The sequence below is a fragment of the Sphingopyxis sp. genome, from assembly GCF_965227415.1.
In the GTDB taxonomy this organism is placed as follows: Bacteria; Pseudomonadota; Alphaproteobacteria; order Sphingomonadales; family Sphingomonadaceae; genus Sphingopyxis.
This window is the reverse complement of sequence record NZ_OZ245749.1, coordinates 67,051-89,751: the sequence shown is the minus strand read 5'-3', so window position 1 is coordinate 89,751 and position 22,701 is coordinate 67,051. Positions and strand designations below refer to the sequence as shown.

The 22,701-nt window shown below is 64.5% G+C and carries 23 protein-coding genes and 1 tRNA gene; 11 read left to right on the top strand and 13 right to left on the bottom strand.

The annotated features are described in order from the left end of the window. Positions 1 to 347: 347 nt before the first annotated feature. Positions 348 to 1,352, bottom strand: coding sequence for a LacI family DNA-binding transcriptional regulator (locus tag ACO055_RS00510; protein WP_422060666.1), 1,005 nt, complete (start codon positions 1,350 to 1,352; stop codon positions 348 to 350). A gap of 181 nt (positions 1,353 to 1,533) precedes the next feature. Between ACO055_RS00510 and ACO055_RS00505 the strand changes: the two genes are divergently transcribed. From ACO055_RS00505 to ACO055_RS00485, 5 genes are all read left to right on the top strand, one after another. Continuing rightward, complete coding sequence (locus ACO055_RS00505; protein ID WP_422060665.1) at positions 1,534 to 2,601, top strand: YeiH family protein; 1,068 nt, start codon at positions 1,534 to 1,536, stop codon at positions 2,599 to 2,601. Between the two features lie 135 nt (positions 2,602 to 2,736). Next, positions 2,737 to 3,273, top strand: a complete 537-nt coding sequence (locus ACO055_RS00500; protein ID WP_422060664.1) for an RNA polymerase sigma factor — start codon at positions 2,737 to 2,739, stop codon at positions 3,271 to 3,273. 110 nt (positions 3,274 to 3,383) lie between these two features. Then, a complete protein-coding gene (locus tag ACO055_RS00495; RefSeq protein WP_422060663.1) occupies positions 3,384 to 5,150 on the top strand; it encodes a YfbK domain-containing protein in 1,767 nt (588 codons plus the stop codon). A gap of 189 nt (positions 5,151 to 5,339) precedes the next feature. Next, complete coding sequence (locus ACO055_RS00490; RefSeq protein ID WP_422060662.1) at positions 5,340 to 6,422, top strand: tetratricopeptide repeat protein; 1,083 nt, start codon at positions 5,340 to 5,342, stop codon at positions 6,420 to 6,422. 72 nt (positions 6,423 to 6,494) lie between these two features. Further along, positions 6,495 to 6,571: transfer RNA gene (locus tag ACO055_RS00485), tRNA-Met, on the top strand. A gap of 28 nt (positions 6,572 to 6,599) precedes the next feature. On the opposite strand, the gene ACO055_RS00480 is transcribed toward ACO055_RS00485, so the two are convergent. The 9 genes from ACO055_RS00480 to ACO055_RS00440 all read right to left on the bottom strand — a co-directional run bounded on the left by ACO055_RS00480 (position 6,600) and on the right by ACO055_RS00440 (position 15,336). Next, positions 6,600 to 7,085 carry a 2'-5' RNA ligase family protein gene (locus ACO055_RS00480; RefSeq protein WP_422060661.1) on the bottom strand — a complete coding sequence of 162 codons (486 nt, stop codon included), beginning with the start codon at positions 7,083 to 7,085 and terminating at the stop codon, positions 6,600 to 6,602. Positions 7,086 to 7,315: 230 nt separating this feature from the next. After that, positions 7,316 to 8,065 carry an alpha/beta fold hydrolase gene (locus tag ACO055_RS00475; RefSeq protein ID WP_422060660.1) on the bottom strand — a complete coding sequence of 250 codons (750 nt, stop codon included), beginning with the start codon at positions 8,063 to 8,065 and terminating at the stop codon, positions 7,316 to 7,318. 29 nt (positions 8,066 to 8,094) lie between these two features. Beyond that, positions 8,095 to 9,033 carry an endolytic transglycosylase MltG gene (mltG, locus tag ACO055_RS00470; RefSeq protein ID WP_422060659.1) on the bottom strand — a complete coding sequence of 313 codons (939 nt, stop codon included), beginning with the start codon at positions 9,031 to 9,033 and terminating at the stop codon, positions 8,095 to 8,097. A gap of 105 nt (positions 9,034 to 9,138) precedes the next feature. Continuing rightward, positions 9,139 to 10,401: a beta-ketoacyl-ACP synthase II gene (gene fabF / locus ACO055_RS00465; protein ID WP_422060658.1), complete on the bottom strand. Its 1,263-nt coding sequence runs from the start codon at positions 10,399 to 10,401 to the stop codon at positions 9,139 to 9,141. A gap of 165 nt (positions 10,402 to 10,566) precedes the next feature. Continuing rightward, on the bottom strand, positions 10,567 to 10,803 hold the full coding sequence (locus ACO055_RS00460) for an acyl carrier protein (RefSeq protein ID WP_003039428.1): 237 nt from the start codon (positions 10,801 to 10,803) through the stop codon (positions 10,567 to 10,569). A gap of 46 nt (positions 10,804 to 10,849) precedes the next feature. Beyond that, a complete protein-coding gene (locus ACO055_RS00455; protein WP_422060657.1) occupies positions 10,850 to 12,052 on the bottom strand; it encodes a serine hydrolase domain-containing protein in 1,203 nt (400 codons plus the stop codon). A 48-nt stretch (positions 12,053 to 12,100) separates the two neighbouring features. Further along, positions 12,101 to 13,864 carry a tetratricopeptide repeat protein gene (locus ACO055_RS00450; protein WP_422060656.1) on the bottom strand — a complete coding sequence of 588 codons (1,764 nt, stop codon included), beginning with the start codon at positions 13,862 to 13,864 and terminating at the stop codon, positions 12,101 to 12,103. Between the two features lie 472 nt (positions 13,865 to 14,336). Beyond that, the gene (locus tag ACO055_RS00445) at positions 14,337 to 14,738 is read right to left on the bottom strand and encodes a VOC family protein (RefSeq protein ID WP_422060655.1); all 402 of its coding nucleotides are present in this window, start codon (positions 14,736 to 14,738) and stop codon (positions 14,337 to 14,339) included. A gap of 73 nt (positions 14,739 to 14,811) precedes the next feature. Further along, entirely contained in the window at positions 14,812 to 15,336 is a 525-nt protein-coding gene (locus ACO055_RS00440) for a DUF3617 domain-containing protein (RefSeq protein ID WP_422060654.1), read from the bottom strand. 86 nt (positions 15,337 to 15,422) lie between these two features. On the opposite strand from ACO055_RS00440, the gene uvrB reads away from it, so the two are divergent. From uvrB to ACO055_RS00415, 5 genes are all read left to right on the top strand, one after another. After that, complete coding sequence (uvrB, locus tag ACO055_RS00435) at positions 15,423 to 17,609, top strand: excinuclease ABC subunit UvrB (RefSeq protein WP_422060653.1); 2,187 nt, start codon at positions 15,423 to 15,425, stop codon at positions 17,607 to 17,609. Between the two features lie 53 nt (positions 17,610 to 17,662). Beyond that, positions 17,663 to 18,109 carry a hypothetical protein gene (locus ACO055_RS00430; protein WP_422060652.1) on the top strand — a complete coding sequence of 149 codons (447 nt, stop codon included), beginning with the start codon at positions 17,663 to 17,665 and terminating at the stop codon, positions 18,107 to 18,109. A 52-nt stretch (positions 18,110 to 18,161) separates the two neighbouring features. Beyond that, positions 18,162 to 18,416: a type II toxin-antitoxin system HicA family toxin gene (locus ACO055_RS00425; RefSeq protein WP_422060651.1), complete on the top strand. Its 255-nt coding sequence runs from the start codon at positions 18,162 to 18,164 to the stop codon at positions 18,414 to 18,416. After that, positions 18,413 to 18,637: a type II toxin-antitoxin system HicB family antitoxin gene (locus ACO055_RS00420; protein ID WP_422060650.1), complete on the top strand. Its 225-nt coding sequence runs from the start codon at positions 18,413 to 18,415 to the stop codon at positions 18,635 to 18,637. The genes ACO055_RS00425 and ACO055_RS00420 overlap by 4 nt, the downstream gene beginning before the upstream one ends. Before the next feature lie 96 nt (positions 18,638 to 18,733). Further along, positions 18,734 to 20,236: a S10 family peptidase gene (locus ACO055_RS00415; RefSeq protein ID WP_422060649.1), complete on the top strand. Its 1,503-nt coding sequence runs from the start codon at positions 18,734 to 18,736 to the stop codon at positions 20,234 to 20,236. 33 nt (positions 20,237 to 20,269) lie between these two features. On the opposite strand, the gene ACO055_RS00410 is transcribed toward ACO055_RS00415, so the two are convergent. Continuing rightward, a complete protein-coding gene (locus tag ACO055_RS00410) occupies positions 20,270 to 20,707 on the bottom strand; it encodes a hypothetical protein (RefSeq protein ID WP_422060647.1) in 438 nt (145 codons plus the stop codon). A gap of 22 nt (positions 20,708 to 20,729) precedes the next feature. Continuing rightward, positions 20,730 to 21,338 carry a TetR/AcrR family transcriptional regulator gene (locus tag ACO055_RS00405; RefSeq protein ID WP_422060646.1) on the bottom strand — a complete coding sequence of 203 codons (609 nt, stop codon included), beginning with the start codon at positions 21,336 to 21,338 and terminating at the stop codon, positions 20,730 to 20,732. Positions 21,339 to 21,428: 90 nt separating this feature from the next. Between ACO055_RS00405 and ACO055_RS00400 the strand changes: the two genes are divergently transcribed. Beyond that, positions 21,429 to 22,124: an NRDE family protein gene (locus tag ACO055_RS00400; RefSeq protein WP_422060645.1), complete on the top strand. Its 696-nt coding sequence runs from the start codon at positions 21,429 to 21,431 to the stop codon at positions 22,122 to 22,124. Positions 22,125 to 22,137: 13 nt separating this feature from the next. Here the strand turns inward: ACO055_RS00400 and infC are convergent, their stop codons facing one another. Next, positions 22,138 to 22,659 (bottom strand): translation initiation factor IF-3, encoded by a 522-nt coding sequence (gene infC / locus ACO055_RS00395; RefSeq protein ID WP_422060644.1) that lies wholly within the window; start codon positions 22,657 to 22,659, stop codon positions 22,138 to 22,140. Positions 22,660 to 22,701: the final 42 nt, after the last annotated feature.

Here is a 22,701-nt window from a genome sequence, read left to right as displayed (position 1 = left end):
CAGCGGCCCCCGCCTTCGCGGGGGCGACGGTTAGTTTCGCTCGTTAGCTGCGGTTGCCTCTTTCCCTCGAGAGCGTGAAGCTGACGACCCATGGTGTTCCCCCGCGAAGGCGGGGCCCAGGGCGTTCGAGAGCCGGCGTTGCGTGCGCACGCTCTGGACCCCCGCCTTCGCCGGGGAACACGTCAACATCGTCTGCAATGGGTCGTTTGCCCCCCGTCATGCTGAACTTGTTTCAGCATCCATGGCCGGAGCTCTCCTTTCGCGCCGTGTCGCAGGAAACGGCAGCCCATGGATCCCGGATCAAGTTCAGGATGACGACAAAAGGGACGTCGTCTTTCGGTCGTTTTTCAGCCCTTCGGCGGCGCGGTCGATCCGCGCACGATCAATTCGTGCGGCAATTGCCGCCGCTCGATCGTTTCGCCGAATTCGAGCAGCAGGTCGGCGGCGGCATAGCCGAGGTCGCGGATCGGCTGGCGGATCGTCGTCAGCGACGGCCAGACGACTTGCGCGAGGTCGGTGTCGTCGAACCCCGCGACCGACAGTCGATCGGGCACCGAAACCCCCAGACGATGCGCGGCGGCGAGAACGCCGGCGGCCATCTCGTCGCTGCTCGCAAAGATCGCGGTCGGCGGCTCGTCGAGCGCAAGCAGGGCTTCGGCGGCGGCGGCACCCGACTGGAAATCGAACTGGCCGGGAAACACCAGCGCCGCGTCGAAGCCGATCCCCGCGCGCTGCAACGCCTGCCGATAGCCGGTCAGGCGTTGGCCGCTCGCGAAATAATTGGCGTGGCCGGTGACCAGACCGATGCGGCGGTGGCCGAGCGAAATCAGATAGGCGGTCATGTCGTCGGCCGCCTGGACGTTGTCGATGTAAACCGCCGACGTTGCGGTCAAATCGGTGCCCGGCTGGACGCGCACGACCGGAATCTTGCGGCTGAACAGTTCGGCGAGCGCGGTGCCGACGTCGGTGACCGGCGGCGTCATGATGATGCCGTCGAGCTGCGCCTGGTCGATCAGCGCGCCGATGTCGTCGATCAACCCCGGCGAATTCACGTCGCACGGCTGGATGATCATGCGGAAATTGGCTTCGCGGCACCGCTGCCCCACCCCCGCCTGCATGTTGAAGATATAATAGGGGCTGGGATTGTCGTGGATCAGCCCGATCTGGAACGACCGCTTGCCCGCGAGCGTCCGCGCGGCGAGGCTGGGGTGATAGTTGAGGCGCGCGACGGCTTCCTCGACCTTTTGCCGCATGTCGTCGCTGACATAGCGTTCCTTGTTGAGGACACGCGAGACCGTCTTGATCGACACGCCCGCGACGCGCGAGACATCCTTGATCGTCGCCCGGGTCATGCGCGCTTGCGCTCCGCCCCGGTGTGGTAATTCGACTTCACGGCTCGGCTTCCCCTGCTGGCCTTCGTTGTCTGCTTAGGCGTCTCGCCCACCCTTCGGCAAGAGAGGCCTTGCGTCGCTGCCCTCACCCGGATTATGGCATGATTTTATGACAACGCTAGACAGAGATTCCGGAACTTCGATGCGCCATGCGCATTGGAACAATCTGCCGAGCGGCGGCGACCTGTTCGGCGAACTGCATCTTGCGCAGATTGCGGCAGGGACGGCGCCGAAAGGCAGCCTGTTTCCCGGTCTTGCCGCCTGCGCCGCAGGCTCGGCGGCGGCGGCATGGCTGTCCGATCATTATGGTTTTCCGATCATCCTGCTCGGACTGCTGGTCGGTCTGTCGCTCAATTTCATCTCGGCGAACGACGCGACGCATCGCGGGCTCGACTTCGCGTCGCGCACCTTTCTGCGGCTCGGCATCGTCGTGCTCGGGTTGCAGGTGACCTTTGCCCAGATCGCGGTGCTTGGCCCGGTCCCGTTCGGCGCGCTGCTCGTCGTGATGGCGCTGACCATGGGTGCCGGCCTGCTCGGCGCGCGGATCGCGGGGCAATCGCCTTATGCGGGGCTGCTCGCGGGCGGCGCGACGGCGATCTGCGGCGCGAGCGCGGCGCTCGCCCTGTATGGCGTGATCGGCAAGCAGCGCTTGTCGCAGGCGCAATTCGCGCTGACGCTGGTCGGCATCTCGCTGGCCAGCGCGCTGGCGATGACGATCTATCCGCTGCTGGCGGGCGAATTCGGGCTCGGCGACAAGCAGGCCGGCTTCCTGATCGGCGCGTCGATCCACGACGTCGCGCAGGCGATCGGCGGCGGCTATGCCTTTTCGGATGCCGCAGGCGCGAGCGCGACGATCGTCAAGCTGGCGCGGGTCGCGCTGCTCGCCCCCGTCGTCGCGCTGGTCAGCCTGTTGCTCAAGCCCGAAAAGAGCGGCGACACGCGCTTTTGGCGCCGCCTTGCCTTGCCCTGGTTCATCGTCGCATTTCTGGCGGTCGTCACGCTGAACAGCGTCCTTTCGGTCCCCGAGACGGCGCGCGGCTGGGCGCTTACCGGGTCGAAGGCGCTGCTGCTGCTTGCGGTGACCGCGACCGCGATGCGCACGCGGCTCGACCTGCTGCTTGAAATGGGCTGGCGGGCAACGGTCCCGGTTGCGCTCGCGACGCTGACCAGCTTTGCCGTCGCCTTGGCTTTCGCCCTGACGCTGATCTAAACTATGCGATGGCCTTCGCGCACCAGTTGAGGCACAATCTTCGCAATGGCGCGAAGCGGGGGAACCATCTGGCCGGAGAGGGCCCGTCTGCCCTCCGCCAGCCTTGATCGCGCCCCGCGCATTCGGCGCTGACGCATGGCGGAACGCGATGATGCCGATATCTTAGCGGCGGCGATGGCCGGTGACCGCGACGCCTTTGCCGCGCTCCTGCAACGCCATTATGACCGCATCCACGGCCTCGCGTGGCAATTGACGGGATCGCGCGCCGACGCCGACGATATCGCGCAGGATGTCTGTTGCATCCTGGTCGAGAAGCTGCCCGCGTTCCGCGGCGAGGCGAAATTCACCACCTGGATGTGCAGCATCGTGTTCAACGCCTGCCGCGATTTTCGGCGGCGGCGCTCGGCCTTCACGCGCTTCGCCGGTCGGCTGAGCGTGATGGTGGGGCTGGAACGCGCGCCCGACGGACGCGACCTTTATGACGCGATCTGGATCGAGAGCGCGATCGCGCGGCTGAAGCCCGATCTACGCGACACCGCCATTCTGGTCGCCGGACAGCAGCTGACGCACGCCGAAGCCGCGCAAATCCTGGGCATTGCCGAAGCGACGGTGTCGTGGCGGATGCACGAAGTCCGCCGCCAGCTTGCCGCGGTATCGGGGACGGACGACTGATCGCCCGCGCTGTTCAAAAAAAAATCGCGAGGCCGCCAAGGATTTCCGGCGCCGGCGCATCTCAGGAACATGCGGGCGATTGTGCGCCGCTGTTACCTGGGAGACTTCGTATGTCCCGTTTTCATCTGATGCTTACCGCAGGGCTGTCGATGACGCTCGTCACGGCCTGCTCGCAATCGAACCAGCCCGACATTTCGTCGCCCTCTTCGGCAGCCAAGACGCCCGAACTGAAGGACAAGGCCGAGCTGGGCGAGATCGTCGTCACCGGGCAGCGACGCGCCGAAAATGGGCAGGATACGCCCGTCGCCATTTCGGTCGTCGCTTCCGAACGCATTGCCCCTGCCCCGCCGCCCCCGCCGCCGGCGCTTGCCAAAATGGTACGCGGGAGCGTCGTCGCGATGCCGCGCGCCGACCTGACCACGCCTTTTTACCAGGACGTCGGCCGCGACAAATTCACGACGACCGAGCAGAACGCCTTCAAGGTCGCGCGCGACGAACCCGTGTCGACCTTTTCGATCGACGTCGACACTGCCTCCTATTCCTTTGTCCGCGCATCGCTGAACCGCAATATCCTGCCCCAGCCCGCCGCGGTGCGGACCGAGGAGCTGGTCAATTATTTCCCCTATGACTATGCCGCGCCGCAAAGCGCCGAGCGTCCGTTCAGCACCAATGTCGCGGTGTTCCCGAGCCCCTGGACCGAAGGCCGCAAACTCGTGCGCGTCGGCATCAAGGGCTATGCGATCGGGCGCGCCACGCGGCCGCGCGCGAATCTGGTCTTTCTGGTCGATACGTCGGGATCGATGAACGATCCCGCCAAGCTGCCGCTGGTCAAGCAGTCGCTCGCGATGCTGCTCGAACAGCTCGACGGCAATGACCGGGTCTCGATCGTCACCTATGCGGGCAGCGCGGGCACCGCGCTCGAGCCGACACCGGCGAGCCAGAAGGGCAAGATATTGGCGGTGCTCGACCAGCTCGGCGCGGGCGGCAGCACCGCGGGCGCCGAAGGCATCCGCCAGGCCTATGCACTGGCCGAACAGAATCTCGACCCGCGCGGGGTCAATCGCGTGATTCTGGCCACCGACGGCGATTTCAACGTCGGCATCACCGACCAGAACGAACTGAAGGGCTATATCGAGCGCGAGCGCGGCAAGGGCATCTTCCTGTCGGTGCTCGGGTTCGGGATGGGCAATTACAACGACGCGCTGATGCAGACGCTCGCGCAGAACGGCAATGGCGCCGCCGCCTATATCGACACGCTGAGCGAAGCGCGCAAAACGCTGGTCGACGAAGCGACGTCGACGCTGTTCCCGATCGCCAAGGATGTGAAGATCCAGGTCGAGTTCAACCCCGCAACCGTCGCCGAATATCGCCTCGTCGGATATGAAACGCGGATGTTGAAGCGCGAGGATTTCGAGAATGACAAGGTCGACGCCGGCGACGTCGGGTCGGGGCAGACGGTCACCGCGATCTATGAGATCACGCCCGTCGGCGGACCGCGCGCGATCGGCGATCTGCGCTATGCCGATCCGGCGCCGCGCATGGCGGACGCCGGCCGCGCGGGCGAATATGGCTTTGTGAAGATCCGCTACAAGCTGCCGAAATCGGACACGAGCCAGCTGATTTCGACGCCGATCAACCGCAGCGTGGAGTTCGCGCGTTTCGACGATGCACCGCAGGATGCCCGCTTTGCCGCGGGGGTCGCCGCCTTCGCCGAGTTGCTGCGCGGCGGGCGGTACAACGGATCGATGACCTATGACGATGCGCTGCGGATCGTCGGCGGCGCGCGCGGTAGCGACGACTTTGGCTATCGCATGGAGCTGGTCAACCTGATCCGCGCCGCGAAGACGGCGGGCGCGATGGCCAGACTCGACCAGTGAGGCCCGGCGGCGACATCGCCGCGAACGGGACGGTGCGGCGGCGCTTCGAGGCAAGCGCCGCCGTATCGACCGCCGCCGAATTGTGCGTATAAGACAGATCATGCCGAAGCCCCTTCCCTCCCTTTCAGCCCCCCCCCTTGCCGTCGACCGACGTCGTGACGGACCTCTTCGGGCCCACGGGAAGCGGCGATGATCGGCGACGACGACATCAGGGCGTTGCTGCCCGACCCGCCACCCCCCGCGCCGAAACGCCGCGAGGCGGCGATCGGCGAAGCGATGGCGCGCTTCGACGGCAAGGCGCTGCCTGCGCGCGCACCGCGGCCCGCGACCACGCCATGGTGGAAACAGATGCAGCGCCCGCAAGCCGGCCTGTTCGCAGCCGCGGCGCTGGTCGTCGCGGTCGGCCTGCCGCTGGCGTGGCGAACGGGTCCGGTCCCGCTGCCACCGCCGACAAAGGGGCAGGTTGCGGACAGCGCGGCAGAAAAAGCGCCGCGCCCCTTGGACGAGGCGCCCCAGGCACCGGCGATCGGCGCCGCGACCACGACGGCGCCGGCCCAAATCGCGGTGGCGGGTTCCGATCGCGCGCCCGCCGCTCCGGCCACGGCTGCGCCGGAGGCCAAGCGCCTGGATGCGGGGTACGCATCGCCGCCCGCACCGCCGCCGCCGCCGCCGCCTCCGGCCATGCGCGCCGAACAATCGGCGCCGATCGTGGTGCAGGGACAGATGCGGAAAGAAGCGCTGCAAGATACGCCGGTCGCCGTGTCGGTCGTCTCCTCCGAAAATGTCCGTGACAGCGGGAGCGACGTCGTCGTTACCGGGACGCGCCTGTCGAAGAGCAAGCCTTTGGGCCGCGGCGACTGGAACGCCTGCACCGTCGCCGATCCGAGCCGGACGCTGTCGCGGTGCAAGACGCTGGCCGACAAGGCCGCAAAGGCCGTTCGCGATCAGGCCGACGCACATCTTTCGGCCGGTCTGAAACAGGCGTGGGACGGCGATATGGATGGCGCGATCGACGCCTTCGACGCCGCGATCGCCGCCGCGCCGGGGCTGTCGGCCGCCTATCTCAACCGCGGCCTTGCCTATGACCGCCAAGGCGACAGCGAGCGCGCGATCGCCGATCTCGACGCCGCGGTGCGCTATGCGCCCAAGTCGGCGCGCGCCTATTACAACCGCAGCGTGTTGCTGCGAAAATATGGCGACCCCAAGCGCGCGGCGGCCGACGAGCAACAGGCGATCAACCTCGACGCCCGCTATCAGGCGATCTTGCGCTAGCCAATTGTGGGATATTGACCGCGCCCAAGAGCCTGCCTATAGGCGCGGCTCGCCCACGCGGCGGCCTTTCGGGGCGGAGTAGCTCAGCTGGTTAGAGCAGCGGAATCATAATCCGCGTGTCGGGGGTTCGAGTCCCTCCTCCGCTACCAAAACTTTCCCATATCAACGGCCGCGCCCTCATCGGCGAAGCGCGCGAAACGGGCGTGTGAAGGCCGGTTCCCATGGGCCGCCGAGATAATGATGCGCGGCGAGTCCGGTGATCGCCAAGGGCCGCGGTTGAAAGCTTTGCGCCAGCTCGTTGGCAAGCGCGCGCGACTCCGGCCCCGTCACCTTGTTCTGAACCGTGATGTGGAGGCGCGGCGTCCCCTGGTCCTGCGCGCTCAGGAGGCCGTGAAAATGATCGGCGATGCGCGCACGGATCGCCAGCAGTTCGGGGCTGTCGATGCGGAAGGCGACGCCGCGGCCGAGCGAATAGACCTCGCGCAGCGCCGCGTCCGGGGCTGGCGTGTCCTTTGCGATCGCCGCGACCAGCCGTTCGAGTTCGCCGAGGCACGACGGCGGGAGCTGATGGAAAAGCGTGATATGCGCCGCCAGATAATTGCGTTCGGGCGGATAATGCGCGGCGCGCAGCGCATCGAAAAAGCGCTGGTCTGCCGCACCCATCGTTCCAGTGAGAATGATGGGCGCGGCGCCAGCGGCCCGGGAGGGAGGGGGGAAGGCCCGGGTCACCATGCGCGATAGGGGAAGGACGGCGCGGTTGCGGGGAGCTCGCCGCCGTCCATGGGACACCCTGTCTCGTTGCCTGAGTCCCTGCGCCACATCGGTTATGCAATCCAATCGATTAAATGGGTCACTATGATCGCCCCTGGCGATGACTCCGCAAATTCCGTCGCTTAGAGCGCATTCCAGAAGCCATGGAGCGCGGCCGCAACCTCGGCGGGACGCTCGGCGATGGCCCAATGCCCCGCCCCCTCGATCACCGTGAGCGGAGTCGCGGTGCGCTTGGCGAAGCGCTGCGCGACCGAGAGTTCGACATAAGGATCGCCCTCGCCCCAGATCAAGGCGCCGTTTGCGGGCAGCTTGCCGATGTCGCGCGCCCAGTCATGCTCGAAGCTGAGCCCCCTGGCCGAGCGATAGAGTTTCAGGATCGCGCGTCGCTTGTCCTTGCTCGCCCATTGCGCGGCTTCTTCTTCGGCAATGTCGACGGGCATGCCTTGTTCGGCCAGTCCTTTGGCGAGCGCCGCCGGCTTGCTGAGCGCCATGAAGATTTCGCCGAGGATCGGCGTGTTCCAGATGCGCGCGATGCGGTGGCCACGATAGTCGGGATCGATCACGGCATTCGAGACGGCCCAGCTGCGGAACAGGTCGGGACGCAGCATCGCCGCGCGCTGCGCGATCAGCGCGCCCCAGTCGTGCCCGACGATATCGATCGGGCCGTAGACGGCGAACAGCGCCTCGGCCTGCGCGATGGCCCAGTCGGCATAGGCTTCCTTGGTGGCGGGAAAGCCGGCCGGGAGCGGGCCGGTAAAGCCCGGCAGCGCCGGAACCGCGACCGGCGTGTCGCCGAGGGCGAGCGCCGCGAGCAGCGGTCGCCAGATCGCGGGGCTGTCGGGCACACCGTGCAGGAAGAGTTTGGCCGTCATCTCACCTCTCCTCGTCGCCCGCGCGGGGCCTATTCTATCTCGCCCCGGTCACGCCTCAGCTGGTACCATTTCTGCACATTGGCATTATGTTCGGACAGGGTCCGCGCGAACGCATGGCCGCCGTCGCCCTTGGCGACGAAAAACAGATAGTCGTTCGCTTCGGGATCGAGCACCGCGGCGATCGATGCCTTGCCGGGGTTGGCGATCGGCCCCTTGGGCAGGCCGATCATGCTGTAGGTGTTATAGTCGTTCACCGCGAGGATTTCGGAGCGCAGGATGCGGCGGCCGAGCGGCTTGCCTTTCGTGATCGGATAAATGATCGTCGGGTCGGCCTGAAGCTTCATGCCGACCGCCAGACGGTTGGTGTAGACGCCCGCGACGGTTCGCCGCTCGGCAGCCACGCCGGTTTCCTTTTCGACGATCGAGGCAAGCGTGATCGCCTCGTTGCGGTCCTTGGCCGCAGTGCGCGGGCTGCGCTTCGCCCATAGTTCGTCGAATGCTCCGGTCATCGCCGCCTGCATGCGCTTCACCACTGCAGCGCGCGTCTCGCCGGTCGTGAAGGCATAGCTGTCGGGCAGGATGCTGCCCTCGGCCGGTACGGGGATGTCCCCCTTCAACCGCGGCTCGGCCATCAACCGGTCCCAGACCATGATCGATGGCATCCCCTGCGGAATCATCACGAGACGCTGGATCGTCTTGCCCGATTGCAACAGACCCAGGATGGCACCAGCGCCCATCCCCTTTTCGATTTCATATTCGCCGGGCTTGATCGGATCGTCGCCGCCAAAGAAGCGCGCATGGTTGCGAAAGCTCGACGCCGACGAGACAGCCCCCGCCTTTTCGAGGATTTCGCCCGCTTTGGCGATGCTCGAACCCGGCGGGATGACGACGACAGTGTCGCGCGGCGCGCCGCCCGAGCAAGCGGTGAGCGCAAGCGCCAGGATTGCGATCGTCAGCCAGCGGAACACGAACTTCCTACTCCCGTCTTTCCCGCGAAGGCGCGAATTCCGCCGTCGTCCGGATAGGCCTCAAAGCCGCCGCTGGATCCCCGCGCTCGCGGGGCCGACGAAAAATCAGGTCTCGACCGCTTTGATGATCAGGCTGGCGTTGGTACCGCCGAAGCCGAAGCTGTTGTTGAGCGCCGCGCGGACCTTGCGCTTTTTCGCGACCTTCGGGACAAGGTCGACGCCTTCGGTGCCTTCGTCGGGATTGTCGAGGTTGAGCGTCGGCGGGACGATCTGGTCGCGGATCGCAAGGATGCAGAAGATCGTCTCGACGGCACCGGCGCCGCCGAGCAAATGGCCGATCGCCGACTTCGTCGAGCTCATCGAGACATGGTCCATCGCGTCGCCGAACAGGCGTTTCACTGCGCCAAGCTCGATCGTGTCGGCCATCGTCGATGTGCCGTGCGCATTGATATAGTCGATGTCGTTGGGGGTCATGCCGGCCTTTTTGAGCGCCGCCTGCATCGAGCGGAACGCCCCGTCCATTTCGGGATCGGGCGCGGTGACGTGATAGGCGTCGCCCGACAGGCCGTAGCCGACGACTTCGGCATAGATTTTGGCGCCGCGCGCCTTGGCATGCTCATATTCCTCGAGCACCACCACACCCGCGCCCTCGCCCATCACAAAGCCGTCGCGGTCCTTGTCATACGGACGGCTCGCCTGTTCGGGACGGTCGTTATAGGTCATATTGAGCGCGCGCGCCTGTGCGAAGCCGGCGATGCCGATCGGGCAGATCGTCGCCTCGGCGCCGCCCGCAAGCATGATGTCGGCGTCGTCGTCCTTGATCATCCGCGCCGCATCGCCGATCGAATGCGCGCCGGTCGAGCAAGCGGTGACCACGGCGTGGTTCGGACCTTTGAGGCCATATTTGATGCTGACCTGGCCCGAGATCAGGTTGATCAGGCGGCCATGGACGAAATGCGGGCTGACGCGGCCAGGGCCTTTTTCAGCGAGCAGCAGGCTTTCGCTTTCAATGCCCGGCAGGCCGCCGATGCCCGAACCGATCGAGCAGCCGGCACGAACCTTCTGCTCTTCGGTCAGGTCGGTCAGGCCGGCGTCTTCGAGCGCCTGACCCGCGGCGTCGATGCCGAAGATGATGAAGGGATCGACCTGGCGCTGGACCTTGTGATCGACGCGCTTGCCGGGATCGAAGCCATATTCATGGTCGGGACCCTTGACCTCGCACGCGATCGTGCATTTCTGGTCCGAGGCGTCGAAATGGGTGATCGGACCCGCGCCCGATTTGCCGGCGATCAGATTTTTCCAGGTGGTTTCCACATCGGCGCCCAGCGGCGTCACCAAACCCAAACCCGTCACCACAACCCGGCGCATAGTCATTCCTTTCGTCGGCCCTGCCCCCGCAGGCGACCGTATCGTCTGTACCTACGCGTCCCAAGAAAAAAGCTTCCCGGTCACAGCGCATAAGCCCTGGACCGGGAAGCCGGAAACGCGTGGGCGGCGTCGCCGCCGCGTCCGGCTATGCCGGACCTGGGCCGATTAGCCCTTGTTCGCTTCGATATAGTCGATCGCGTCCTTGACGGTGGCGATCTTTTCCGCCGCGTCGTCGGGAATCTCGACACCGAATTCTTCTTCGAACGCCATCACCAGTTCGACGATGTCGAGGCTGTCCGCGCCCAGATCGTCGATGAAGCTTGCTTCTTCAGTGACCTTGTCGGCTTCGACGCCCAGGTGTTCGACGACGATCTTTTTAACCTTTTCGGCCGAATCGCTCATGCACAGTTCCTTTTTTCTGACTATGTCGTGAATGTTGAAAATTGCCCTAGTGCGCGGCGGCAGGGCTGGCAAGAGGGCTGGCATCGGTCGATCGGCGGTGCGCCGCGTCGACCAAAGCTTCCTCTGCACTGCTATAGGCCGACCGTATCCCTTTCTGCCCCTCCGGCACCTGGGTAGTGAAATAGGCAATGCCATCGCCTGCTTCAAGATCGAACCATAATCCCGATCGCAAACCATAGGCATCGCCCGAATGGCCGAGCCGCAGCCGACCGTCACCGAAAAGGTCGTCGCGGCACGCCGCGTCGGCAAGCGCCGGACCGCCCGTGCTGTGCATCGCGACGCCATATTCACAGAAAAAGCCGCCGGTCCCCTCGCCGCTGGTCGGATGGACGGGGGCCATTGCCTCGAGCCGCGCGAGGCTTTCGGGCTTCAGGAAAGCCTCGCCGCGGCGAAGCAGCATGATGCCGATCCGCGCGAGGCCGTTCGCCGAGATGCGCAAGCCGCCTTGCGGGCTGAAACCCGCGCCATGATGCGCGAGACGATAGCGCGGCAGATCGCAGCTGCCGTCGGACGCCGGGACCACCGGGCAGTCGGGGCGCTTGCCGCGCAGATCGTCGCGTACCACCGCTCCGCCGGCATCGCGGAGAACGACGGCGCGGGCGACCGCGGCGTCGCTGCACGTCGGCCAGTTGAAGCAGGCATCAAGGCCGAGCGGGCGGAACACGAGGCGCGTCATCGCCTGATCGAACCGCTCGCCGGTCGCGCCCTCGACCACGGCAGCGACGACGGGGAGATTCAGATTGGCATAAGCGAAATCGCCGCCTGGCGGACGGGCGTCGTCCCATGCCGCACGCCGGGCCAGCTCGACCTCGAGATCGGAATCCAGCGGCAGCGCATAATCGATATTGTCGGTCAGGCCCGAACGATGGCCGAGCAATTGCGCCAGCGTGACGGGCCGGTCGGGATAAGCGGGATGACGCAACGTCCAGCCGAGATAGTCCGAAACGTCGCGATCGAGGTCGAGCGTGCCCGCCTCGACCAGCCGCATCACGCCGAGCGCGACGACGAGTTTCGACACCGACGCGACGCGCACCGGATCGTCGGGCGTCAACGCGCGGCCGTTCCCGGGGTCGGCGAGCCCCTCCACCACGCGCGTCTCGACCTGACCGTCGCGGTCGAAATGCACGGCGACGGCCGCGGGTGGCGGCGCTATCGAAGTGAACAGGAAAAGAGCAAAGCCAGGTGCCATCGCGCGAACCTCGCCGTCGTTGCCGAGCCCGTCAAGGGACTCGCGACGTCAGGGTGCCCGTGACGGGGCCGAGGCCGCGGGAACCACACCCGATTCGCGGAGCGCCGCGGACGACCGCTGGATCACCGCTGGGGTGATGATGAACTGGCGCAGCACCATTTCGGGCGGCGCGCCCGGGGGCTGCTTCGTATAGGCGACGAGCCGCTGCCAAAGCGCTCTGGCTTCGGCCACTTTGCCCTGCCGCGCGAGCACGATCGCCCGAACCATCAGGAATTGCGGTTCGCGGGCGCTCGCCGACGGGACGCGGTCGAGAATTGCCATCGCCATATCCTGATCGCCGCCCTGCGACCGGATGAACGCCAGCGTCACGGCAGGGACGCCCGGATAGGACGAATCCAGATCGAGCGAGCGCTGCAACAGCGCGGTGCCTTCCTCGCGCTGGTTGCACGCGAGCTTGAAGAGGCCGAGGAAGCCCGCGATATCGGCGTCATAGGGGTTAAGCCGCGCCGCCGCGTCGCCCATCGCGACGCCGCCAGCGCAATTGCCGGTGTAGAAATTGGCGCGCGCCATGGCGAACTGTCCCGCCGCGGTTTCCGACCCATCCTCATAAGCGCGTTCGGCAAGCGAGCGCGCCTCGGCAAAAGCGGCAACGCCGCCCGGCGTACCGCGCAGCGGCTGCCAGTCGCCGAACCGCAGCAACGACAAGGCGTTCAGCGCGACGGGATCGTTCGGATCGCGATCGAGCGTCGCGCGCAAGCACGCGTCGATCTGGCGCGCGTTGGTCACGTTGCGCATCTGCCGCATCCGGTTGAACTGCGCGAGACAGGCGAAGCCGGGCGCGAAATTGTCGGGCTGGCGCTGGATCTGGTCGCGAACGATGACGCCATAGTCGCCGGCGATCTGCGCGATCGCCGTATCGACCGCCTCGAAGCCCGGCATCTCTTTGCCTTCGAGGTGAAACTGCTGCGACCAGATGGTGCGCTGGTCGGCGACGCGATTGAGCACGAGCGTGACTTCGGCAACCTCCCCCTCCAGCTGCCGCACGATCGACACGTCGAGGCGATAGTCGGCGCGATCGGCCACGGGGCTGTTGGCGGGCGCCCGCGCGCTGCGCAGATCGACCAGATCGAAACGCCGCAGCCCGTCGCGCAAGCGGCCATCGAGCCCGCGAGCGAGCGCGCGCGAGGGCGCCGTTTCGCCTGCCAGCGGCGCGCTGACTTCCAGAAGCGGGATCGCGACGGGCGCCTTGCCGAAAAAGCGCTCGCGGTTGTTGGCGAGCCACCAACCGCCGGCAACAAGCAGCGCGACCAGCAACAGCGCCGTTACCCAATATCGCGTTCGCGGCTTTTTCGCCGGCGACACCAGCGCGACGTGACGCGATGACGTCACCTCTCCGGACGCGGCCGCTTCGGCGGGATCGGCGTCGGAATCGCCGTCGGCCTCCGGCGCCGATCGCCCCGGCGGCGACGTGCGATGCTGGACGACGATCTCGTAACTGCCCTGCGGGACGCGCAGCCGGTGCACCCACGCGGTTTCGGCATAATAGCGGTCGAGCAATGTCCTGAGCCGTCCGACCATGACCCGCGGATAGCTGTCGACCGCGGGATCGAAATCGGCGTTGCGGCCAAGCGCCTCGGTCGCGATCGCATAGGCCTTGGGCGCACTGCGGCCGCCGCGCAGGCGATGTTCGACCAGAAATTGCAGCAACCGCGACAACACCGGCGAGCGCGTGAACATCGGCGACGCCAAGAGTCGTGCGAACTCGTCCGCAATAATCCGGTCGGTTTCGCCGGTGTCCGATGTGTCGCTCACTCTAATGCGGTCCATGCAACCCTCTAATGCCCTCTGACGTGGCGGGGCGGTAGATACGCCAATCGACGGGCACGGCCACCGATATTACGACCAAGTAACGGTAACAGGCGACCGCGACCTTATCACAAAATGGCATCTCTGCGCAAAATCGCCTGAAAATCAGGGGTCATTGGTTAAGAAAGGGTGTCCGTTCTGCTACACCCCGCGACGTGACCCCATGTAACTGTCCTCTTTCCGAACAGCGTGGGAAAGTCCCACCGTCGCGACCTGCCTTGTGCGGTCGTGGTCCGGGTTGGGCATATGCCCGGGTTGGACGATTGAGGTCGACAGACCGAAGGGTGCGAGCTGGTCCCTGGCACACTTCGATCCATCTGCCGCCCTCATAAACAGTGACTTCGCCGGACAGGATTGTAGCCCCACCTACACCCTGTCCGGCAAGTCCGCTGTCTCTCGCGCGCCCCCCAACTTCGACTTACGCCGGCCCGATGCGGAAGGCGCACAGCTTGTTGCCGTCGGGATCGCGGAAATAGCTGGCGTAAAATGCCTGTTCGCCTTCGTCACCACGCACGCCCGGCGCGCCTTCGCAGCTGCCGCCGAGTTCGACGGCCTTGGCGTGGAGCGCATCGACCTTGGCGCGTTCATCGACGACGATCGCCGCCATATGGCCGTTGCCGCGATCGGTCGGCTGGCCGTCATAGGGCCGCGTCACTGCGATTCCGGGTTGCCCCCAGCCGAGGCCGTACAGAGTGAAGCCGTTCGCTTCGGTGTCCGACATACGCATCAATTCGCTGGCACCGATCGTCCCGAGCAGGTTCGAATAAAATTCGCGCGCACGATCCAGATCGTCGGTTCCCATCGTGATATAACCGAGCATCCTCTTCCTCCCTCAAAAAGAAAGGGCGCCGGTTTGCACCGACGCCCTTTCCGATTACCCAGCGATGCGAGCCTCAGCTCTTGGTCGTCGCCGCGCCTTCCTTGCAGGGGCCGGTGTGGGTGCTGGTCATCTGCAGCACCATTTCCATGTCGCCCTGACCGGTCGGCATCTTGCCCTTGGTCGTGATCGTCACGTCGGTTTTCTTGGCTTCCATCGTGCCGGCCATCGCCATGTCGACCGTTTGGCCGTTCGCCTTGCAGGTGCCGGCGACGTCGATCTTGCCGCCGCTGACTTCTTTTTTGGTCCATGTGCATTCGCCGCCGTTACCCGGACCCTTGGCGAGTTCGGACGCGATATCTTCCTTGTCGACCTGCTCCTGCGTGAAGCACTGGTCCATGCCGCTGGCGCCTTCCATCATCTTCGCCATGCCGTCCTTCATTTCGGGCGGCATGCCGGGGACTTCGAATTTCACCAGCTTGACGTCGGTTTTCCAGTTGCCGGCTTCGCGCTTGACGGTGCCGCCGGCGTTTTCGGCCTTGCTACAGCCCGCGGTCGCCAAGGCGACGCCCAGCGCGGCGATTGCGATAAAGTTTTTCATGCCCTGTCTCCTGTGACTCACTGCCGATATATTCTTGTGATTCATTGCGATTGTGCGCCCACCCCATCGATACCATATTGGCACCAATGGCAATCCAGATTCGCACATCGCTCGACGAAATCGACACCAGCGAGGCCTATGTTCCGCATAGACCTTCGCGCCCCGAAAAGGTCGAAGGCGGCAAACGATTTGAACTGGTTAGCGAGTATGAGCCAGCCGGCGACCAGCCGACCGCGATCAAGGAACTGGTCACGACGGCGCTCGATGGCGAGCGCGACCAGGTGCTGCTCGGCGTCACCGGATCGGGCAAGACCTTCACCATGGCGAAGGTCATCGACGAGTTGCAGCGCCCTGCCCTGATCCTCGCCCCGAACAAGATTCTCGCGGCGCAGCTCTATGGCGAATTCAAGAGCTTCTTCCCCAACAATGCGGTCGAATATTTCGTCAGCTATTACGACTATTACCAGCCCGAGGCCTATGTGCCGCGGTCGGACACCTATATCGAGAAGGAAAGCTCGGTAAACGAGGCGATCGACCGCATGCGCCATTCGGCGACGCGCGCGCTGCTCGAACGCGACGATGTGATCATCGTCGCATCGGTGTCGTGCCTGTATGGCATCGGGTCGGTCGAGACCTATTCGGCGATGATCTTCGACCTCAAGAAAGGCCAGGTCGCCGACAATCGCGAGATCATCCGCAAGCTCGTCGCGCTCCAGTACAAACGCAACGACCAGGCATTTGCTCGCGGCAATTTCCGCGTTCGCGGCGACAGCCTGGAAATATTCCCCTCGCACTATGAGGATATGGCGTGGCGCATCAGTTTCTTCGGCGACGAGATCGAAGAGATCACCGAATTCGACCCGCTGACCGGCAAGAAGATCGCGAACCTCAACTATGTCCGCGTCTATGCGAACAGCCACTATGTGACCCCGGGGCCGACGCTGAAACAGGCGTCGGAGGCGATCAAGCATGAACTGGCCGAGCGGCTGAAGGAACTCGAAGCCGAGGGCCGCCTGCTCGAAGCGCAGCGGCTGGAACAGCGCACCAATTTCGACCTCGAAATGATCGCCGCGACGGGCAGCTGCGCGGGGATCGAGAATTACAGCCGCTTTCTGACCGGCCGCCTGCCCGGCGAGCCGCCCCCCACCCTGTTCGAATATCTGCCCGACAATGCCCTGTTGTTCGTCGATGAAAGCCACCAGACGATTCCGCAGATCGGCGCGATGTCGAAGGGCGATCATCGCCGCAAGATCACGCTCGCCGAATATGGCTTTCGCTTGCCGAGCTGTATCGACAACCGGCCGCTGCGCTTTGCCGAATGGGACCTGATGCGCCCGCAGACGGTCAGCGTCTCGGCGACGCCGGGAACGTGGGAGATGGACCGCACGCAGGGCGTCTTTGCCGAACAGGTGATCCGCCCCACCGGACTGATCGACCCGCCGGTCGAGATCAAGCCGGTCGAGGAACAGGTCGACGACCTGATCGCCGAAGCGAAAAAGACCGCTGCGGCGGGCTATCGCACGCTGGTGACGACGCTGACCAAACGAATGGCCGAGGATCTGACCGAATTCCTCCACGAAGCGGGGCTGAAGGTTCGGTACATGCACTCCGACGTCGAAACGCTGGAGCGCATCGAGATCATCCGCGACCTGCGGCTCGGCGTGTTCGACGTGCTCGTCGGGATCAACCTGCTGCGCGAAGGGCTCGACATTCCCGAATGCGGGCTGGTCGCGATCCTCGATGCCGACAAGGAAGGGTTTCTGCGCAGCGAAACCAGCCTGGTCCAGACGATCGGCCGCGCGGCGCGCAACGTCGACGGGCGCGTCATTCTCTACGCGGACCGCATCACCGGCAGCATGGAACGCGCGATGCGCGAAACCGACCGCCGCCGCGAAAAGCAGACCGAGTATAATGTCGAGCACGGCATCACCCCGACGACGATCAAGCGCAATATCGGCGACATCATCGCGCATGTCGCGTCGAAGGATCAGGTGACGATCGACATCGGCGAGGACAAGCCGGCGCACATGGTCGGGCACAATCTCCGCGCCTATATCCAGGATCTGGAAAAGAGGATGCGCGACGCCGCCGCAGACCTGGAGTTCGAGGAAGCCGGGCGGCTCCGCGACGAAATCCGCAAGCTGGAGGCCGACGAGCTGGGCCTGCCGGCAGGCGAGCAGGTCGCGCCGCGCGTCGGCCGTTCGAATGAAGGCAAGCCAGGCACCCGCAAGGGGCGGTTCGGGAAGTCGAGCAAGACGAAGTGGGGGCGGTAGTCAATCCTTGGCATCTATTTTTTCTCCGGTAGATTATTGAGAAAGGATAGATTGTGCAGATCGATGTCGATTTTGATGTTTATAAGGCTTTGACGCTGCTTTGGCGGTCCGAGGCGGATACTCATTCCCATGTTCTTCGCAGAATCCTCACCCTAGCGGACATTTCTACGGGTACAGCCGATCAGAAAGATCAGGTTTTACCAAAACCATTCACTATCTTGGCAGTTCTTAAGGATGGAATCTCGCCCGCCGGGCCTGGATCCTGGATAGGCAACGTGTTCTTTCCCGAGGGCACTAAATTTCGCGCGACCTACAAGGGATCAACTTTTCACGCCGAAATCAAAAACGAGGTGTGGATCGATCGCCATGGGGTAAAGCGACAGAGCCCATCCGAAGCTGCGGGAGCGATTTCAGGAACAAAGGTAAACGGTTGGAACTTCTGGTACGCCAAGCGCCCGACGGATAGTGAATGGCTTCGCTTGGACGAGTTTCGGAAATGATGGCGGACGGATCCATGACAAAGTTTGCACCGTTCGGTCGAGTTGAACCCTGATGGTCAAGCCTGCCAAGCTCTATGTCCAACTGCTTCAGTCAGCGAACCGCTCGATTAGCTTTCGGGATTTTGAAGCATTGCTAAACGCATTGGGCTTCGAGCATGTAAGGACCAACGGCAGTCACCGCCTGTACGTACACTCAGCTATTCCGCGACCCTTTCCCGTTCAACCCGATGGCAAGGACGCCAAACGCTATCAGGTCCGTGAATTGCTTGAACTGGTCGAGCAATATGGGCTAAAACTCGGCGAGTGAACGAACCACACTACCATATCAACCTGTTCTGGTCCGTGGAGGACAACTGCTGGATTGCAGATGTCCCCGATCTGCGCCCCTGCTCGGCGCACGGCGATACCCGCGAAGCAGCGATCGCGAACGTCCAGGACGCTATCGATGGCTGGCTGGAAGTAGCGCGCGAAAAGGGTTTCGACATCCCTCCGCCGCGTTACCGGCCCGCGATCTACGCGGCCGCCTGACCGACGCTTCGACCAAAGCCCTACTGAGACCGACGAGCACCCTTGCCGCCTCCCCCGCTGCTGCTTAGGGTTCACCCCGCAACCGGGGAGAATGACATGAAATCGGGTCTGTCGCTGATCGCGCTGGCGCTTGCCGTCGCCATACCGTCGGTCGCCTATGCCGAGGATGCCGCCGACAAGGCGAAGGCCGAGAAGGCCGAGGACATCACGCCGCAGGTTCATACCACCCGGCTCTCCGGCACCTTTGGCGGACAGAAGATCGGCTATGCCGCGACGATCGGCGAGACGATCATCAAGAACAAGGATGGCGTGCCCGAAGTCGCGGTGGTCACGACCGCCTATGTCAAGGAACCGCGCGACCCGAACCGGCCGATCACCTTCCTGTTCAATGGCGGTCCGGGGTCGGGCACCGTGTGGCTGATGATGGGGGCGTTCGGGCCGAAGCGCGTCGCGATCCCCGGCACCGGCGTCGATGACGGCGCGCCGCCCTATCCGCTCGTCGACAATCCCGACGCGCTGCTCGACGTCACCGACGTCGTGTTCATCGATCCGCCGGGCACGGGCTTTTCGCACCTGATCGGCAAGGCCGACCCCAAGGATTATTACGGGGTAACGCAGGACGCCAAGCTGGTCGCACAAGTGATCCGGCTCTGGCTCAACGACAATGGCCGCTGGAACAGCCCCAAGTTTCTGGGCGGCGAAAGCTATGGCACGACGCGATCGGCCGCGGTCGCGAACGAGCTGATGAACGACACCTATAACGACGTCGGGCTGAACGGCATCATCCTGATCTCGACCGTTCTCGATTTCGCCGCGGGGGCCGACACGCCGGGCAACGAGCTGAGCTATATCACCAACCTGCCGTCGATGGCGACGACCGCGCTCTATCATGGCAAGGCGACCGCGGCGTCGCCCGAAGCCTTTGCCGAGGAAGCGCGGCAATGGGCGATCGGTCCCTATGCGTCGGCGTTGCTCAAGGGACAGAAGTTGCAGGGCGAGGAACGCGCCGCGATCCGCCGCGATCTGGCGCGCTTCACCGGCCTGTCCGAAACCTATCTCGAAAACGCCGATCTGCGCGTGACGCCGTCGCGGTTCTACAAGGAATTGCTCCGCGACCGCGGGCTGACCGTCGGCCGCCTCGACAGCCGCTATACCGGCAAGGATTATGACAGCGCGGGCGAAGAGCCCGACAATGACCCGAGCTTCTATGGCATCGACGCGAGCTATACCGCCGCGATCAACAGCTGGAGCCGCGACACGCTGGGTTTCAAGACCGACCGCGAATATCAGTCGATCAGCGGCATCGGCGGGCAATGGGACTGGCGGATCGGCGGGCGCGATACCAACGCTTATCTGAACGTCGCGCCGTACATCGGGCAAGCGCTGCGCGAGAATTCGGGGCTGCGCGTGTTCGTCGGCCAGGGCTATTATGATTTCGCGACGCCCTTTTTCGCCGCCGAATATGCGCTGTCGCGAACGGGCATTCCGCAGGACCGCATCGCGTATAAATATTATGGCGCGGGGCACATGATGTATATCCGCGACGAAGACCGCCACAAATTGTCGCAGGATATCCGCGCCTTCATCCGTGCGCGGTGAGGACCGAGGGGCGCCCGGGGGCGCCCCTTTCCATCAGCGCAGGACGCCGGTGGCCGCCTGCCGGCGCGCATAGAGAAACAGCGCGATCAGGATGGCCCAGATGAGCCCGGTAAAAATCAGCGGGAAGCTTCCGAACATCCGCGTCAGATCGGCGTAGTGCATGCCGAACTGGTAGATACAGCTGATCGCCAGGCCGACGATCGAGATCAGGAAGGCCGTCACGGCGTGGCGGCTGCGCGCCAGCAGGAGGGCCGATCCGAGCAGCGAGCCCCACACGCCGAGCGCCCAGCCGATGTTCGCCCAGATCGGAAAGCTGGCGAACCAGGCCTGCTGCTCGGGCGTGAAGGCGGCCAGATAATCGGCATTCTGAAGCTTGGTCATGGTGTAGTCGAACGCGCCGACGGCGTTCCACAAAAGCGATACCACTCCGACCACCCACAGGTGCCACGGCGTTTTGCGCACTTCGGTCATATTCACTCCCCCTCCAGAAAGATCAGGCGAAACTACCAGTTTTTGCGGTGCTCAGCAATGACGTGATATAGTCACGTAATACAGCGATATTGCGATCGAAATAGCCGATGTCACGATAGGTCCGCGCCTGCATTACCGCGCCCTCCATCACCGTCAGCACAAACTCGCCAAGCGCCTGGCGGTCGGCGCGCTTTGGCAAGCGATCGGCGGCGGCATCGAAACAGCCCACGATCGCCGCGGACCAGTTGCTGAAGTTTGCCGCCATCAGATCGCGCACTTGCGGATCGGGCTCGTGGATTTCGAGCGCGAGGCTGCCGATCGGGCAACCATAGGTGCAGTCGGTGACGATCAGATGCGTGCGGTAGCCGGCGAGCAGCGCAAAGATACGCTCGATCGGGTCATCGACGCCCTCCCAGTTCGGCGCGAGCAGCATCTCTTCGATCCCGTCGCAATAAAGTTCGAGCACGCCGACCAGGACGTCCTGCTTGCCGGGAAAGAAATGATAGAGGCTGCCCGAATGGACCTGGCTGCGCGACAAGATGTCGGAGACCGAGGTCGACAGATACCCCTTTTCCCAAAAGAGCTCCATCGCCGTCATCAGGATGCGGTTGCGCGTGTCGGTGGCGTTCATGCGGCCTCCAGCTTTCTTGATTGATTGTTCAATCAAGCGCCGAAGTCAAGGGGCTTGGCAAGCGGCGACCGGGTCGCGATATGCGCTGCCATGTGTGTCGTCGCTCTCGCCCGCCAGATCCACCCCGACTGGCCGCTGATTCTGATCGGGAACCGCGACGAGTTCCACGCGCGGCCTGCGGCTCCGCTTGCCGCGTGGGACGACGGCAGCGGCCTTGTCGCGGGGCGCGACTTGCAGGCGGGCGGCACCTGGCTGGGCGTCCATCAACCGAGTGGGCGCGTCGTCGTCGTGACCAACGTCCGCGGCGCGATGCCTGATCCGGCGAAGGAATCGCGCGGCGCGCTGGTGGTGGACATGCTGCGCGGCGACGGGCGTTTCGCCGATCCGGCCGAGACCGATCTCGACAGGTTCAATGCGTTCAACCTGTTTGCGGTCGATGCCGGCGCGCGGCTGCTGACCAATCGGCCGCAGCCGCTGATCGCCTTGCTGCAACCCGGCGTCCATGCGCTCGCGAACGAGCCGGTCGATCAGCCGTGCCCGCGCGCCGAACGCCTGCGCGCTGCGCTGGCCGCGGTTGCCGAAACCGGCGCCGATCCCGAAGGCCTGCTCGATACGCTGACCGCCGAAAGCGATCCGGCGCTGTTCCTGCTTGGCGATGTCTACGGAACGCGCGCCTCGACCCTCGTCGCGATCGCGGCGGACGGCCATGTCCATATGGTCGAGCGCCGATACGAAGCGGGCGGCCGTCCCGCCGGAACGACCGCCCTTAATTTCCGTATCGGCTGAACGCCGGAAAAGCCTATTTCGGCGCGATCACCATCAGCATCTGGCGGCCTTCGGTGCGCGGATGCGCTTCGACCTTCGCAATTTCCGAGGTCAGCTCGGCAACGCGCTGAAGGACGTTGAGGCCAAGCTGCGTGTGGCTCATTTCGCGGCCGCGGAAGCGCATGGTCATCTTGACCTTGTCGCCTTCGCCCAGGAAGTCGAACACCTTGCGCATCTTCACGTCGAAATCATGATCGTCGATATTCGGACGCATCTTGATCTCTTTGATTTCCTGCGTCTTCTGGCTCTTGCGAGCGAGGTTCGCCTTTTTCTGGGCTTCGTATTTGAACTTGCCCACGTCGAGGAATTTGCACACCGGCGGATCGGCGTTCGGAGACACTTCGACCAGATCGAGGCCGACCGATGCGGCCTGCTCGATCGCTTCAGCAGTCAGCATTACGCCCAGATTTTCGCCTTCCTCGTCGATGACGCGGACTTTGGGGGAGGCGATGAATTCATTATATCGCGGGCCGTTCTTGGGCGGCATAGGCGCCATCGGGCGGCGAATTGTGGGCGGTGGTATAGCTGTATCTCCTGG

Excerpts from the sequence above, each read along its gene's own strand:
- uvrB (WP_422060653.1), top strand. The coding sequence starts at position 15,423 with ATGGCAATCCAGATTCGCACATCGCTCGACGAAATCGACACCAGCGAG.
- ACO055_RS00445 (WP_422060655.1), bottom strand. The coding sequence starts at position 14,738 with ATGCTCGGTTATATCACGATGGGAACCGACGATCTGGATCGTGCGCGC.
- ACO055_RS00460 (WP_003039428.1), bottom strand. The coding sequence starts at position 10,803 with ATGAGCGATTCGGCCGAAAAGGTTAAAAAGATCGTCGTCGAACACCTG.
- ACO055_RS00475 (WP_422060660.1), bottom strand. The coding sequence starts at position 8,065 with ATGACGGCCAAACTCTTCCTGCACGGTGTGCCCGACAGCCCCGCGATC.
- ACO055_RS00500 (WP_422060664.1), top strand. The coding sequence starts at position 2,737 with ATGGCGGAACGCGATGATGCCGATATCTTAGCGGCGGCGATGGCCGGT.
- ACO055_RS00400 (WP_422060645.1), top strand. The coding sequence starts at position 21,429 with ATGTGTGTCGTCGCTCTCGCCCGCCAGATCCACCCCGACTGGCCGCTG.
- fabF (WP_422060658.1), bottom strand. The coding sequence starts at position 10,401 with ATGCGCCGGGTTGTGGTGACGGGTTTGGGTTTGGTGACGCCGCTGGGC.
- ACO055_RS00425 (WP_422060651.1), top strand. The coding sequence starts at position 18,162 with ATGGTCAAGCCTGCCAAGCTCTATGTCCAACTGCTTCAGTCAGCGAAC.
- ACO055_RS00405 (WP_422060646.1), bottom strand. The coding sequence starts at position 21,338 with ATGAACGCCACCGACACGCGCAACCGCATCCTGATGACGGCGATGGAG.
- ACO055_RS00495 (WP_422060663.1), top strand. The coding sequence starts at position 3,384 with ATGTCCCGTTTTCATCTGATGCTTACCGCAGGGCTGTCGATGACGCTC.
- ACO055_RS00490 (WP_422060662.1), top strand. The coding sequence starts at position 5,340 with ATGATCGGCGACGACGACATCAGGGCGTTGCTGCCCGACCCGCCACCC.
- ACO055_RS00455 (WP_422060657.1), bottom strand. The coding sequence starts at position 12,052 with ATGGCACCTGGCTTTGCTCTTTTCCTGTTCACTTCGATAGCGCCGCCA.
- infC (WP_422060644.1), bottom strand. The coding sequence starts at position 22,659 with ATGGCGCCTATGCCGCCCAAGAACGGCCCGCGATATAATGAATTCATC.
- ACO055_RS00505 (WP_422060665.1), top strand. The coding sequence starts at position 1,534 with ATGCGCCATGCGCATTGGAACAATCTGCCGAGCGGCGGCGACCTGTTC.
- ACO055_RS00510 (WP_422060666.1), bottom strand. The coding sequence starts at position 1,352 with ATGACCCGGGCGACGATCAAGGATGTCTCGCGCGTCGCGGGCGTGTCG.
- ACO055_RS00410 (WP_422060647.1), bottom strand. The coding sequence starts at position 20,707 with ATGACCGAAGTGCGCAAAACGCCGTGGCACCTGTGGGTGGTCGGAGTG.
- ACO055_RS00440 (WP_422060654.1), bottom strand. The coding sequence starts at position 15,336 with ATGAAAAACTTTATCGCAATCGCCGCGCTGGGCGTCGCCTTGGCGACC.
- ACO055_RS00480 (WP_422060661.1), bottom strand. The coding sequence starts at position 7,085 with ATGGGTGCGGCAGACCAGCGCTTTTTCGATGCGCTGCGCGCCGCGCAT.
- ACO055_RS00415 (WP_422060649.1), top strand. The coding sequence starts at position 18,734 with ATGAAATCGGGTCTGTCGCTGATCGCGCTGGCGCTTGCCGTCGCCATA.